This is a genomic window from Solwaraspora sp. WMMD792, assembly GCF_029626105.1.
Lineage (GTDB): Bacteria > Actinomycetota > Actinomycetes > Mycobacteriales > Micromonosporaceae > Micromonospora_E.
Window position 1 is genome coordinate 5,432,381 of record NZ_JARUBH010000009.1, and the last position, 13,294, is coordinate 5,445,674.

The following is a 13,294-nucleotide window of genomic DNA, read 5'->3' on the forward strand; positions in this document are numbered from 1 at the left end:
CCACCATGGAGGACGTGGCGATGTCTCTGACCCTGCGCGGCGCGGCAGCCCTCGTACGTCCCGACGGCAACCCGTACGAACGTGACCAGGCGCTGTTGGCCTACCAACGGGATCTGCTCGCGCCGTACGGAATCGAGGTCGACGAGGACCTGATGAAGCAGTCCCGCAACATCGGGTTCCGCGAGATGGCCGAGGAGTTGATGGAGCGCTGCCCCAGCCCGTTCGGAACTCCCGACCTGTTGATCCTGGCCTACGGCCTGCCCGACCGCTATCCCCTCAAGACCGTCACCACCCGGCTGAACGCTCTGTTCGGCGGGCGCAGCCGCAGTTTCGCGCTCTCCGAGCAGGGCCTGCGGGCACCGTTCACCGCGTTGCGGGTCGCCGACGCATACGCCCGGTCCGGCAAGGCAGCCAGCCTGGCCCTGTTCGTCTGCGAGCAGACCACGCTGCCGTATCGGGATCCGCTGGTGCACGACACTCCCCTGCTGGACAGCGCCGTCTTGCTCTACTTCGACACCGACAACGACACCGGCGCGAGGTCCGGTTTCCGCTTCCGCACCGCCCGGGCGGCCGGCGTTGACGTACCGCTAAGTGATCTGCTGGCCGATCAACGTCCCGGCCTGCCGCCCGGGCTGGCGCTGCTGGTCGCCGGTCCGTGGCCGCCGGACGATCAGCTCGGCGGGGTCGGCCTGCCAGTGCACCGCTGCCAGCCCGGCGGCTACTCCACCAGCGTCTGGCTGGACCTGGCCCGTCACCACGACGAATGGGTCGACCGTTACGCCAGCCTGGTTCTGTGTGACACCGATCCGCGAACCGGCCGCAGCCAACTCGCCGTACTTACCAACACCTGCGCACCCGAGCTCAGGGAGGCTCGACTGTGAACCCCGCACCCCCGGCGTCGCCGAACCCGGCGGGCACGCCGTACCCGCTTGTTCTGGACGCGCTGCACCGTCGAGCGGCAGCCGGCCGGCTGGTCGCGTCTCCCACCGGCCATGTTCTCGCCTCCACTGTGGCTCTGCCCGACGCGCCGCCCGGGCCGCTGACCCGTTTCGGCCTCGCCGTCGCCGAGGCCACCCCCGAGTCCGCCTTCGGTGAGGGGCCTGCCGCCGACCGCTTCGCGTCAGCCCTGCTGCCGGCGCACCGCGAGCTGCTGGACACCACCCTCGGCCACGCACTGCGTCACCTCGAAGGCCGCACCTCAGGGGACACCACGCTGCTGGCCAAGCAGCTCGTCGTCGGCCAGCTGGCCGACATCGCGCTGCGGCTGGCCGAGGACGCGTTCGTTCCCGAGGTACGCCGGCACGCCGACCGGTACGCCCGGTGGCGCTGTCACCTGCGCCTGGTCGATATCGGCCGGGACCTGCTGCGGTTGCTGGGCGCCAGCGGCTTCCTCGCCGACGGACCTGCCGGTGACCTGCACCTCGCCGAGGTGGTCGGCAACGTCTACCTGCACCCCGATACGGAGAACGCCGATGACTGAGCTTCGCGAGGCCGCCCCGTCAGCGGGAACGGACCTACTCGACGAACGCACGCGAGAGCTGGCCGGCTACTGCGCGTCAATGATTGGTCGGCTGCGCGCGATCGGGCAGCGGCTGGACCGGGATCCGGACGCCATCACCGAGTTCCTCGACGAGCCGGAGGTGCGCTTTCCCGTTCAGGGGATGCTGCCGCCGCCGTACCGCTCGACGGGAGAGTTCCCAGCGCCGCTGGTGGAAGCGAGCAGCACCGTCCTCGGCCAGGTGGTCGCCACGGAGCAGGTGGCCTACGGCGATCCCAACGTGATCCTGGCCTCCCCCGGGCCGTCGCTGTCCGGCGGGGTCGTCCAGGCGCTGGCCGACGAGCAGCAGCGGCAGCGCTACTTCGGCCGGCTGACTGCCGCTCCCACCCACACGTTCTTCGCCCTGACCGAACCGGCCAAAGGCTCGGCTGCAGCGGAACTGGAAACAACGCTGGCCCCGGCACCGGATGGCGGCTGGCTGCTCAACGGGGTGAAGTGCTACATCGGCAACGGCGCACGCGCCCAGATCGGTGTGGTGTTCTGCCGGCGAGCACCCGGGCCATGGGGAATCGAGGCCGTGCTGCTGGACACCAGCGCGCCAGGGTTCAGCGGCGAACTGCTGCCCACCGTCGGCCTGCGCGGCGCGCGGATCAGCCGGTTGCGTTTCCAGGACGTCGTGGTGGCCCCGGAGGACCTGCTCGGCGCGCATCGGTCCCCCAGCCGGCGAGGGCTCTACGGCGCTACGTACATCCTCTACCGGTTCCGCCCTGGCATCGCGGCGATGGCGATCGGCTGTGCCCAGGCCGCCTGCGACTATCTGCGCACGCACCGCTCGACGCTGGCGCGGTGGGACCGGCACCGACTCGACGGCATTCTGGACCGCGTCGCCGCGGTCCGGCATCGGACGTACGCGGTGGCCGCCGGCATCGACGCCGGCGTGGTCGACGTGGCCGGCATCGGCGCGGTCAAGGCGCGCGCGGCGCGGATCGCCGAGGACGCCACCCGGCTGGTGGCCGAACTGTTGGGCCCCGCCTGCCTGATTGAGCATCCCTGGGTCGAGAAGACCTACCGCGACGTGCGGGCGTTCGAACTGATGGAGGGCACGACGAACCTACACGCCATGGCGGTCTTCCAGAGCCTGCTGCGGGGTCAGGCGGCCTCGCAGCCGGTGGCACAGCGGGCGGTCGACGGTGCGGCTCGGCATTGATCTGGTCGCCGTAAACGAACTGGACCGGCTCCTGCGCCGGGGCTGGTTCGTGCGGTACGTCTTCGCTGCCGAGGAACTGGCCCAGGCGGAGACGCTCGGCGACAGCCGACGCCGGGAGTACCTGGCGGGACGGTTCGCTGCGAAGGAAGCGGTGCTCAAGGTCCTGGGCACCGGCCTGTTCGAGGGGGTCGCTCCCCGGGACATCGCGTTGCTGCGCCGCCCCGGCGGGGCACCCCACGTCACGTTGCGGGGCAGCGCCGCCCAGGCAGCACGGTCGGCCTCGATCACCCACGTGACCGTCTCCGTCACCCACAAGCGGGACCTGGTCGCCGTGGTCGCTGCCGGATGGTGACTCGGCAGCGCCCGCTGGGCGATCAAGGTGACCAGCAGCGGAATCCAGGGTGGGCGTTGCTGTCCCGCCCGCCCGGCCGGTCAGCCGCAGCCGATGGCCACCGCCGGCCACTGGTGGGCCGGGAACGGGAGACCGAGGTGCTGGCGGCGGCCGTGACCGCTCTGCTCGACGGCGAAGGGCGGATCGTCGAAGTGGCGGGCGAGCCGGGGATTGGCAAGACCAGGCTGCTCGACCAGGTCGCCGTGGTGGCGCGAGGACACGGGGTGCAGGTGCTCGCCGGCCGAGCTCCGGTGCCCGGCTCGGACGTGCCGATGGCGGCGATGGTGGATGCGCTGGAGCCGTACCTGCCCCGGGTGTCACCGGCACGCCTGGCCGAGCTCCGGTCCGATCACGCGCAGTTGCTCAACGCCATCTTTCCGTCGCTGCGCTTGGCTGGCGCCCGTTCGCTGGCCCCGGCCGGCGTACCAGTGGGCGCCCGGCAAGTACGCGCCGTGCGGCTGTTGCTGGAGACGCTGGCAGCCGAACGGCCGCTGCTGATCATGTTGGACGACCTGCACAACAGCGACCGGGCCACCGTCGACCTGCTCTGCCACCTGCTCGACGCGCCCCCGCGTACACCGCTGCTTCTGGTCATGGCGCACCGCCGTCGCCAGTCACCGGCCCGGCTGCGCCTGGCACTGGACACCGCCAGGCAGGTGACCCGGATCGAGGTCGCGCCGCTCACCCGGGGCCATCTCGACGCGCTGACCGACGTGCCGCTCTCGGCCAACCAGCGTGCGATGCTGCATGAATTGTCGGGGGGCAACCCGCAGTACCTGTCGGCATTGTTGGCCGCGGTGCCACTACCTGGCACAGCGAGCGAACTGCCAGAACTGGGGACACTCCCAGCCGACGTGGATGCCGCGTTGGCCACCGAACTCGAACTGCTGTCCCGGCCGGCCGGCCTGGTGGCCTCGGCCGCCGCGGTGCTCGGGCCCGAGCCGGTCGACACCGGCCTGCTGACCGAGGTGGCCGGGATCGCCACCGAACAGGTGCCTGCGGCCATCGACGAACTCGTCGCCGCAGATCTGCTGCGCCCGGTAACCGGCAGCGGGTGTTTCGCCTTCCGGCACCGCGTGGTCCAGCACGCGGCGTACCTCACCACCGACGCCGGCTGGCGCCTGACCGCGCACGCCCGCGCGTTGGCGGAGTTGCGGCGTCGCCGGAGCCACCCCGAAGTTCAGGCACCGCACCTGCTGCGGCTGGCAGTGCCCGGTGACGTCGTAGCCGTCGAGGTGCTCAGCGAGGCGGCCGCCGCGGTGGTCGACCGGGCCCCTCACACGGCCGTCCGGTGGCTCGGCACCGCCATCCGGCTACTCCCGGGCACCGCAGAGCCCGCCGGACAGCGGGTAGCGCTCGCCGTGCAGCTCGGCCGGGCGCTGGGCGCGATCGGCCATCCGAGGGCCGGGCGAGCCGTACTGCACGACGCCCTGCGGCTGCTCGACGAGCACCCGTCCACGCATCGCACCTCGGCGACCCTGCTCTGCGCCCAGCTCGAACGTCAGCTCGGCCGCCACGGGGAGGCCGCGGCGTTGCTGCGCACCGCTTTGCCGCCACCCGCCGATGCCCGGCCGGCGGATCATGCGGCCCTGGCACTCGCGCTCAGCGCGGTGGAACTGACCAGCGGCCGGGCCGGGCAGGCGCGTCGGTGGGCGGCAGCCGCGCTGGGCGCCGCCCGCCGCGCTTCCGGAGTGCCGGGTGCGGTACAGGCGCACGCGTTGGGTCTGCTCGCGGCCGCGAACCATCTGCGGGGCAACCGTACCGCCGGAGGCGAGACCATCCGAGCGGCAGCGCTGCTCGACGCCACCCTGGACGCGGAACTCGGCGCGGAGCCGGAGAGCGCCCTGTGGGTGGGCTGGAGCGAGATCCTGCTGGACCGCTTCGACGACGCCGCACACCACCTCAGTCGTGCCATCGATGTCTCGCCCGGAGCCGCGAGCTACTTTCCCCTGTTGCACCTGTTGTGTACCCGGACCCTGGCCCACCGGTACGCCGGGCGGTTGACGGAGGCAGCCGACGACTGCGCCGAGGCGCTCCGGCTGGCGTCCGGCACACAGTTCCGCGAACTGCACGTTGCGGCCGAGGCGATGAGCCGGCTGCTGGCCGTTTGGACCGGAGCCGAGCAGGTCGGGCCGGCTGCGGATCCCGGCACCGTCGACGTGCCCGTCTCCGGTTGGCCGGGCAGGCTGGCGCTGAGCGCGTACGCCGAGACCCGGCTCGCGCTGGGGGACGCCGCCGGTTGCCTGGCCGTGGCAGCAACCGCCGGGCTGCCGGACCTCGAACCCTGGGCACAGGTCGGCTGGTACGAGATGTTGACCCGGGCCACGCTGGCCGAGGGCGACCCGGACGCGGCGGACGAGTGGGCGCAGCGCGCGTACGAGGTGGCCGAGCGACTCGGACGGCCGGGCCGCAGAGCGCTGGCTGCCTCCGCGGGCGCTCGGGTCTTGGCGCTACGGGATCCCACCGCCGCAGCGGTGGCGGCCAGGGCTGCCGCGGATGTGCTCACCCAGGTCGGAATGCCGCTGGAGGCCGCGCACGCCCACACAGTAGCCGCGAGAGCGCTGGTGGCCGACGGCGACCGAGATCGGGCCGGTGCGACGTTACGGGTTGCCGAGAAGTTCTTCGACCGTTGCGGAGCGGGGTTGTTCGCCCGCCAGGTACACACCGAACGACGGCGGCTGGCCGGTGCCTCGGGCGGCGCCCGGCGGGCCCGCCGCCAAGGCGGGTCCTCGGCCCTGACCCGGCGGGAGACCCAGGTGGCGACGTTGGTCAGCGAAGGGCTGACCAACCGGCAGGTGGCGGCCCGGCTGTTCGTCACCCAGAAGACGGTGGAGATGCATCTGTCCCACGTGTTCACCAAGCTGGGCGTCACCAACCGGGCCGCCCTGGTGCGCTGCTTCCACCTCAACGGGCTGGCCCCGGCGCAGTCCTTCTGACCTCGTCGACGCCACGGCGGCCAACGTGCGGCTTTGCCCAATCCGACGCCCATACCTACCTATTCGGGCAAGTCGAGATCGTAGGCGGCGAGCATGGCCCGGCCTGGCCTGGCAGCCGGTGTCTTCGAGGTCCCTGACCAGGTTCCGGACTACCTGGGTCGCCCAGGCTGAGGTCACGCTGTGAGCCGCCTTTGATCTCGGTAGGCGGCCTGCGGATTTCTCGAATTAGCATCAGGCTAACTGTGGGCTATGGTCTATTGATGGACGTTGTCAGTACTGCCGACGTCTCGCCGGGCGACCGGTTCGCCTTCTGGCGCGAGGTCAGCGCGAAACTCTGGGTGCCGTACGACCTGGCCCGGGAACGGCAGTCCGAGGCCGGGTTCGAGGCACGGGTCGTCATCTGCGAGTTCGGCCCGGTACAGGCGACCTTGATGACGACAAGGCCGCACTCGGTGCGCCGCACGCCCCGGCTGATCCGGCAGGCAGACCCGGAAGTGTTCAAAGTGAGCTGCATGGTCAGTGGCAGCGGCATGCTGACGCAGGACGGTAGACGCGCGGAGTTCGGCACCGGGGATCTGGTGCTCTACGACACCTCGCGGCCGTACCTGGCCGAACTCCGGCCGGACGATTCGACGAGCCGGATGCTACTCCTGCGTTTTCCACGGGCCCTGTTGCCGTTTCCTCCCCAGGAGGTGCGTGAGCTGAGTGCTGTGTGCATTACCGGCACCAGCGGCATCGGCGCATTGTCGTCGCGTTTCCTGCTGCAGCTTGCCGACCAGATGGACGAACTGACCCCGGCCGAGACCGCGCGTCTGGCCACCCTGACGCTCGATGTGCTGATCACGGCATTGGCCGATGCGCTGGACACCCAGAAGCTCGTCCCCGAAGACACGCGCCGGCAGGCACTGACCGCCCGCATCCACGCCTTCATCCGCGACAATCTCGCTGACCCGGACCTGACTCCGAACGTGATCGCCGCAGCGCACCACATTTCCGTTCGCTACCTCCACAAGCTGTTCCAGCAGGAGGAGCACACTGTCGCCGGCTGGATCCGCGAACAGCGCCTCGCAGGATGCCGACGCGACCTCGCCGAGCCCCGGCTCGCCCCCTACACGATCAACGCGATCGCCCGGCGGTGGGGATTCACCAGCAGCGCGCATTTCAGCCAGGCGTTCCGCGCCCGTTACCGCCAGTCGCCCACTGAGTTCCGCAATCAGCTCCCGACCGTACACGGAGACTAAACACCTGTGCGTCCAGGTACAACGACAGTCGTCGCCGCGGCAGGCAGTCTCGTCTCAGGAATGTCACCTCGTTCGAAGCGACAGCACTGAGAAAGGGAAGATCGTGCGCTCGTGGGCAAAGAGACTCTACCGGGCCACCGCGGTGGCTCTGGTACTCGTCATGATGCCGATCATGTCCGGACCGGCGCAGGCCGCCGACGTGGCCTACAACCAGAAGACCCAGCACCTGACTGCCATGCCCTACAGCGGGATGCCGATCGCGCTGGTGAGCCGCGAGATCAAGCTCGACGACGGCAGCTACGGCTGGTGGACCTTCCCCACATCGGCACCATGCCAGACCTACACCGGCCGCATCCTGCCCGGCACGTACACCTGGACGGATCAACTGTGGCCCGGGGTTCCCAGCGCCGGAACCTACCGGCACCACAGCTACCTCACCGAGAAGAACAACGGATGGTCATACCACATCCAGTGTGACTTCCAACTGTCCAGCACGGGTTCGTACACCTGGGGCAGCGGGCTCGATCCCCACTTCTGATCCCGCACCCACCGGCACGGCTTCAGTACATGTTCGGCCACATCGTCAAGGGAGATCCAGATGAGACTCGCAAGAATCACGATCGCCGCTGTCATGGTGGGCGGTGCCGCCGTGCTGGCGGTCGCCGCTCCGGCCCAAGCGTCCTGCCCGCAGGGGATCGCCAGCTTTGAGCCGCAGGTCAACGGCACGTTCGCCGGGACCGGCATCAACATCCGCACCGGACCCGGCACCGACTGCACCTCACTCGGCCACGGCCAGCCCGGTCAGACCGCGACGTTCCGCTGCTGGCGGACCGGGCACGATGGTGCCCGCTGGACCTACCTGCACAACCGCGCGACCGGCGTGTCGGGCTGGTCCCGAAACGACCTGCTCTCCGGCGGAGGTGCCACGGTCTCCTGCGGCATCTGATCCGCAGGACTCTGGTGTAGCTGCCGGCGGTGACCAGGATCGGTCCCACGGCGGTCGTCGACCGTCGACCTGGCGAGAATTCTGGCAGACAGCAGTGGGCCGGATCCCTGTCGAGATCCGGCCCGCCGCTTGTCCGTAGTCAACTGGTCCGGCGTGCGGCGACCAGGTCAGCAGCCCGACTGCTCCCACTTGCCCGACGACGGGCCGGCCTCAGGTCCGGCGCGGTCCGGTCCGGTACCGTTGTGCCACCGAGCTGGATGGGCGCGATTGCGGCACCCCACGGTCACGTCACGGTGCAGGACGCGCCGTTGAGGCTGAAGGATGTCGGCTTGGCCGTGTTGCCGGTGTGCGTGGCCTGGAAGCCGATGCTGACTGACGCGTTGGGTGCGATGGTGCCGTTGTAGGAGACGTTTCTGGCCGTCACCTGCCCGGAGCTGGGCGAGTAGCTGGCGTTCCACCCGTTGGTGATGTTCTGCCCGCCGGGCAGGGTGAAGGTCAGCGACCAGCCGTTGATCGTGGCCGTACCGGTGTTGGTGACGGTGATGTCCTCGGTGAGGCCGGTGTTCCATGCGTTGACGTTCGCGGTGACCCGGCAGGCTCCGCTGCCCGGCGGCGCAGTGGTCGGGCCAGGGGTCGTCGGACCGGGAGTGGTCGGACCAGGGGTCGTCGGGCCAGGGGTCGTCGGGCCAGGGGTGGCGCCTTGGAACTGGGCGAAGAACTGCCACGTCGCCTGCGGGAGCCAGGACCCCGGGGTGGGGGTGTGTCCGCCGTCGAACGCATGCCAGACGACCGGGTGGTCCGCCGTACAGCCGGTGTAGGTGGTGGTGATGTACCTGCCGCTGCCCGGTGACGGTTCCGGAGCGTTCTGCGGGGTGCAACCGTTGTTCCTGACGAACCTGTCCCGCATGGAACGCCCGCCGGCGATACTCAGAACGTTGTCACTGATGCCGTGGGCGTGCAGGTAGCCGATCGGGTCGTTACCGCCGCTGCATCCGCTGATGACGCCACCGGCGTAGACCGCCACGGCACGGAAGACGTTCGCCCGGGCGCACGCGAGCGCGTAGCTCATGCCCCCGCCGTAGCTGAAGCCCAACGAGAAGCGCTGCGAGGTGTCGACGCAGAGATCATTCTCGATCAACTGGATCATGTCGTCGGTGAAGGTCACGTCCCGGCCGCCGGAGTTGGCCCAGCCGGCGTTGAGGCCGTGGGGGGCAACGAAGATGGCACTGTTGTTCGAAAGCGGCAGCAGTCCGTAGTAGTTGCCGTTGACGACGTCTCCGGCGGAGCCGTTGAGCCAGTGGAAGCCAAAGATCAGCCGGTACTGGCGGTTCCTGTCGTACCCGTCGGGTAGCCGCAGGGTGAAGGTCCGCGTCTGGCCGCCGCTCTGAATGTTCCGCGTGCCGCTGGTCAGCGTCGGATTCTTACCGCAACCAGCACTCGCGGCGAACGCGCCGACATCGGTGGCCGAGGCGGTGGCGCCGAGGCCGCCGCCGACCATCACTGCACTCAACGCGAGGGCGATGGCCGCCACCGTCGCGACAGATCCGGCAACGGATCTCCGTTTGGACATGATCACTCCGATCCGTCGTTCGACGTGGCCGGCGAGCCCGCCACAGCCGTGAAACACAAGACACCAAGAGACTAAATAGTCAGAGACAAATAGTCAAGATCATCAATATATTCTTCCCAAAGAACCGCTGCACGACGACGTCTCAGGCGGACGCTACGCGGTGTCGCCGCTGCGGAGGCGGTCCAGCTCGGCGTGGTAAATCGCCTGTATCCGGTCGTAGTGCCGGACCAGCAGCCGGATCTCTTCGACGGTGTAGCCCTCGATGAGCCGCTGCGTCTGCTGGGCGAACCGCTCGTACGGCCGCTCCAGGTCGGCCATCCGCTCTGGCCTCAGGCTGACGATGACCCGACGCCGGTCGGCCGGATCGCGCTCGGCGCTGACGTAGCCGGCCTGCTGAAGCCGGCGGAGCATGCTGGTCACCGCCCCGGTGGTGAGGTTGGTGCGGTCGGCGATCTGCCCCGCGGTGACAGGTCCGCTGTCCGCCAGGTAGTCCAGGCATTCCAGGTCGCTCACGGTGAGGTCCAGCTGCTCGGCGATGGCGTACCGGAACACCATGGACAGCCGCGACGTCTCCCGCCCGGCGCGCATCAGGTCGGCGGTCGCGGCCGCACGGGCCGGCTCGTGGGACATGCCGGCAATCATGCCTCCGGCACGGTGACCCGGTGCAGCCGAGGTAGCACGCGGGTCAGCACCCAGTGCGGTGCGGCCGCGCCCCCGGTGAGGCGGCGCATCAGCCCGGCGGCGGTGTCGACGGCACGGAAGGCGTACGGCACCATCTCGTCCTGGTAGGCGGCGATCGCCTCCTCCACCGGGGTGCCGTCCGTCCGGGCGTCGACCAGTTTGCGGCCGAGCAGGGCGGCGTCGCGCAGCGCGGTGTTGCCGCCCTGGGCCCCGAACGGCGGCATGACGTGCACGGCGTCGCCCATCATCGTCGCCCGGGGCACCGCCCACCGGCGTGGGCGTCGGCCGGCGGCGAAGACGTTGAGCACCGTGGCGTCCAGTTCGGCCGTGTCGACCAGCCGCCGGATGAGCGGGTGGAAGTCGGTACTCGTCCGGGTGGCCAGGTCCCGCAGTGCCCGCAGGTCTCCGCGGACGACGGTGGGCACCTCCTCCTGCCGCAGCAGCACCCCCCACATGACGTAGTCGTCGCCGGTGGGCGCGTAACTGCCGGGTGCCAGGCGGGCGAACGCCTCCGGCGGGCGTTCGCCGAACCGCATGGAGGTGAAGAAGAACGCGCGGCCCGGCCGGTCGGCGATGGCCAGAACCCCGCTGGTACGCAGCGCGTCCGGGATGACGCTCTCGCCGCCCTGCCACAGTGGTGACCGGCCGTAGATGCCCACCATCGGGGTGGTCGCCGGGTCCGCGTACGGGATGAGCTGTTTGCGCAGCGCCGAGCCGACGCCGTCGGCGCCCACGACGACGGACGCCGGGGCGGACCCGCCGTCGGAGAACCGTAGCCGCAGCCCGGCCGGATCACCGTTGTCGACCGCGACGGCGGTCTTGCCGTAGTGGATGCGCCCGTCCAGCCCGTACTGCAGGATCGACCGCAGGGTCAGCCGGTCGACCTGGCGGGTCGCGTGCGGCTCGTCCTTGAAGGTGATGGTGAACGCGTCCCGCAGCCGGCGGTCGGTGAAGCGCAGGCGTCCGCCGGGCTCGTCACCGGTGGCCAGCGCCAGGCGGTACAGCGGGCGGGGCAGGCTCTCCCGCAGCGCCGCCAGCCCGTGCCGGTCGAGGATGATCCGGTAGCCCTGCCGCCTGACGTAGGGGCCCGAGTCCCGCTCGTAGACGTGCACGTCGATGCCGGCGCGCGCCAGGTACTGGGCGAGGCAGAGCCCGGCGAGCCCGGCGCCGGCGATCGCCACCGTGAAGTCAGTCGATACGCTCATCCAATTATCTTAATGACTAAGGCAATCTGGGCAAGGCCGTAGCACCGGTACGGGCCGCGCCGCTCAGGTTGAGCGGCGCGGCCCGTACGGCGGTTTCTGACTGCGGCTCGGCGCGGAACCGGCGGTGCTCAGCCCGGCATTGCCACCTGTGCCGGGGTCGACCGGTGGGTGGTGGTGCCGTCACCGAGCTGCCCGAACGTGTTGTCACCCCAGCACCACAGGCTGCCGTCGGTGCGTGCCACGCAGGCGTGGTAGGTGACGGAGAAGCCGTCCGTCCAGGTGGTCGCGGTGCCGACCTGTGCCGGGGTCGACCGGTGGGTGGTGGTGCCATCGCCGAGCTGCCCGGACGAATTCTTGCCCCAGCACCACAGGCTGCCATCGGTACGGGTCGCGCACGACGAGTCGAGGCTCGCGTCCACGCTTGCCCAGTTGCTGGCGGCGCCGATCCGCAGCGGGGTGGTCTGGGAGCCGACGCCCCCGCCGACCTGGCCGTACCCGTCCTCGCCCCAGCACCACAGCGTCCCGTCGACGCGGACCGCGCAGGTGTGTACGTAGCCGGCCGTCACCTCGGCCCACGTCGTCGCGGTGCCCACCTGCGTCGGTGTCGCCCGGTAGCTCAGGATGCCGAGACCGAGCTGGCCGTCCGAGCTACTGCCCCAGCACCACAGGGTCCCGTCGGTCCGCACCGCGCAGGTGTGGGCGTAGCCGGTCGTGACGCTCGCCCAGGTGGTCGCCGTGCCCACCTGAAGCGGGGTCGTCGCCTTGTAGGGAGACAAGCCGACGCCGAGCTGTGCGTGACGGTTCAGGCCCCAGCACCACAGGGTGCCGTCGGTCCGCACGGCGCAGGTGTGGTTGCTGCCGATGCTGACGCTCGCCCAGGTGGTGGCGGTGCCTACCTGCACCGGGCTGGTCCGTTTGGTGGTCGAGCCGTCGCCGACCTGCCCGCTGGAGTTGTTGCCCCAGCACCAGAGCGTTCCATCCGTGCGTACCCCGCAGGTGTTGCCGCTGCCGGCGTCGATACCCGCCCACGTGGTGGCGCTGCCGATCTGAACCGGACCGGTCCGGTTCGTGGTGGTCCCGTCGCCGAGCTGGCCGTAGAAGTTGTTGCCCCAGCACCACAGGGTTCCATCGGTCTGGGTCACACAGGTGTGCAGATTGCCGGCGGCGACCTGGGATACCGGCGCGGCGGCGATCGCCACCTCCCGCGCGTTCCGGTCGGCGGAGCCGACACCTGCCGTTGCTGCGCCCGCCGTGAACCCGATAGCCAATACGGTGATCCCGACGGAGGCCGCCACCGCGACGGCGGTTCGGGCTGTCCGCCGCCATCGCATCCGCAGCCAACTCTCCTTGTGTTCGTTCATGTCCTGTTCTCCCAGACATCGTCGGTTCCGGTGAGGCGGCGTTGCCCCGGCAGGTCACCAGCGACCCGCAACTACATGCCAGTGAACTATACATCGATGTACATCGAATCTTACCGAGGCCATGGGACACCGTTGCCAATGACGGGAACGCCCCGCATGAGAGCACTGTAGGAATACGTCTTATTAACGCGCTTTCCTGATGATGTACGGTCAGCCGCATCACCAGGATCACGGCGTAGTGCTGGCGGACCTGCCACT

12 protein-coding genes are annotated in these 13,294 nt (G+C 70.0%); 8 read left to right on the forward strand and 4 right to left on the reverse strand.

Translation table 11 applies throughout. The features are described from left to right. Positions 1 to 14 precede the first annotated feature (14 nt). The 8 genes from O7629_RS25320 to O7629_RS25355 all read left to right on the forward strand — a co-directional run bounded on the left by O7629_RS25320 (position 15) and on the right by O7629_RS25355 (position 8,219). Positions 15 to 881 (forward strand): hypothetical protein, encoded by an 867-nt coding sequence (locus O7629_RS25320; protein WP_278172267.1) that lies wholly within the window; start codon positions 15 to 17, stop codon positions 879 to 881. Then, positions 878 to 1,480, forward strand: a complete 603-nt coding sequence (locus O7629_RS25325; protein WP_278172269.1) for a hypothetical protein — start codon at positions 878 to 880, stop codon at positions 1,478 to 1,480. Before O7629_RS25320 ends, O7629_RS25325 begins: the two co-directional genes overlap by 4 nt. After that, the gene (locus O7629_RS25330) at positions 1,473 to 2,705 is read left to right on the forward strand and encodes an acyl-CoA dehydrogenase family protein (RefSeq protein ID WP_278172271.1); all 1,233 of its coding nucleotides are present in this window, start codon (positions 1,473 to 1,475) and stop codon (positions 2,703 to 2,705) included. Before O7629_RS25325 ends, O7629_RS25330 begins: the two co-directional genes overlap by 8 nt. Then, positions 2,689 to 3,057, forward strand: a complete 369-nt coding sequence (acpS, locus tag O7629_RS25335) for a holo-ACP synthase (protein ID WP_278172272.1) — start codon at positions 2,689 to 2,691, stop codon at positions 3,055 to 3,057. The genes O7629_RS25330 and acpS overlap by 17 nt, the downstream gene beginning before the upstream one ends. Next, positions 3,051 to 6,032: a LuxR family transcriptional regulator gene (locus tag O7629_RS25340; RefSeq protein ID WP_278172273.1), complete on the forward strand. Its 2,982-nt coding sequence runs from the start codon at positions 3,051 to 3,053 to the stop codon at positions 6,030 to 6,032. The genes acpS and O7629_RS25340 overlap by 7 nt, the downstream gene beginning before the upstream one ends. 260 nt (positions 6,033 to 6,292) lie before the next feature. Continuing rightward, the gene (locus O7629_RS25345; protein ID WP_278172274.1) at positions 6,293 to 7,273 is read left to right on the forward strand and encodes a helix-turn-helix domain-containing protein; all 981 of its coding nucleotides are present in this window, start codon (positions 6,293 to 6,295) and stop codon (positions 7,271 to 7,273) included. A 172-nt stretch (positions 7,274 to 7,445) separates the two neighbouring features. Continuing rightward, positions 7,446 to 7,811, forward strand: coding sequence for a hypothetical protein (locus O7629_RS25350; protein WP_278172276.1), 366 nt, complete (start codon positions 7,446 to 7,448; stop codon positions 7,809 to 7,811). A gap of 60 nt (positions 7,812 to 7,871) precedes the next feature. Next, entirely contained in the window at positions 7,872 to 8,219 is a 348-nt protein-coding gene (locus tag O7629_RS25355) for a hypothetical protein (protein ID WP_278172278.1), read from the forward strand. A 283-nt stretch (positions 8,220 to 8,502) separates the two neighbouring features. Here the strand turns inward: O7629_RS25355 and O7629_RS25360 are convergent, their stop codons facing one another. The 4 genes from O7629_RS25360 to O7629_RS25375 form a co-directional block, all read right to left on the reverse strand. Continuing rightward, positions 8,503 to 9,789, reverse strand: a complete 1,287-nt coding sequence (locus O7629_RS25360; RefSeq protein WP_278172279.1) for a cellulose binding domain-containing protein — start codon at positions 9,787 to 9,789, stop codon at positions 8,503 to 8,505. 153 nt (positions 9,790 to 9,942) lie between these two features. Then, on the reverse strand, positions 9,943 to 10,419 hold the full coding sequence (locus tag O7629_RS25365; RefSeq protein WP_278172280.1) for a MarR family transcriptional regulator: 477 nt from the start codon (positions 10,417 to 10,419) through the stop codon (positions 9,943 to 9,945). Positions 10,420 to 10,427: 8 nt separating this feature from the next. Beyond that, positions 10,428 to 11,675 carry an NAD(P)/FAD-dependent oxidoreductase gene (locus O7629_RS25370; RefSeq protein ID WP_278172281.1) on the reverse strand — a complete coding sequence of 416 codons (1,248 nt, stop codon included), beginning with the start codon at positions 11,673 to 11,675 and terminating at the stop codon, positions 10,428 to 10,430. A gap of 128 nt (positions 11,676 to 11,803) precedes the next feature. Then, positions 11,804 to 13,036, reverse strand: coding sequence for a hypothetical protein (locus O7629_RS25375; RefSeq protein WP_278172282.1), 1,233 nt, complete (start codon positions 13,034 to 13,036; stop codon positions 11,804 to 11,806). Positions 13,037 to 13,294: the final 258 nt, after the last annotated feature.

Excerpts from the sequence above, each read along its gene's own strand:
- O7629_RS25375 (WP_278172282.1), bottom strand. The coding sequence starts at position 13,036 with ATGAACGAACACAAGGAGAGTTGGCTGCGGATGCGATGGCGGCGGACA.
- O7629_RS25330 (WP_278172271.1), top strand. The coding sequence starts at position 1,473 with ATGACTGAGCTTCGCGAGGCCGCCCCGTCAGCGGGAACGGACCTACTC.
- O7629_RS25365 (WP_278172280.1), bottom strand. The coding sequence starts at position 10,419 with ATGTCCCACGAGCCGGCCCGTGCGGCCGCGACCGCCGACCTGATGCGC.
- O7629_RS25370 (WP_278172281.1), bottom strand. The coding sequence starts at position 11,675 with ATGAGCGTATCGACTGACTTCACGGTGGCGATCGCCGGCGCCGGGCTC.
- O7629_RS25340 (WP_278172273.1), top strand. The coding sequence starts at position 3,051 with ATGGTGACTCGGCAGCGCCCGCTGGGCGATCAAGGTGACCAGCAGCGG.
- O7629_RS25350 (WP_278172276.1), top strand. The coding sequence starts at position 7,446 with ATGTCCGGACCGGCGCAGGCCGCCGACGTGGCCTACAACCAGAAGACC.
- O7629_RS25355 (WP_278172278.1), top strand. The coding sequence starts at position 7,872 with ATGAGACTCGCAAGAATCACGATCGCCGCTGTCATGGTGGGCGGTGCC.
- O7629_RS25345 (WP_278172274.1), top strand. The coding sequence starts at position 6,293 with ATGGACGTTGTCAGTACTGCCGACGTCTCGCCGGGCGACCGGTTCGCC.
- O7629_RS25360 (WP_278172279.1), bottom strand. The coding sequence starts at position 9,789 with ATGTCCAAACGGAGATCCGTTGCCGGATCTGTCGCGACGGTGGCGGCC.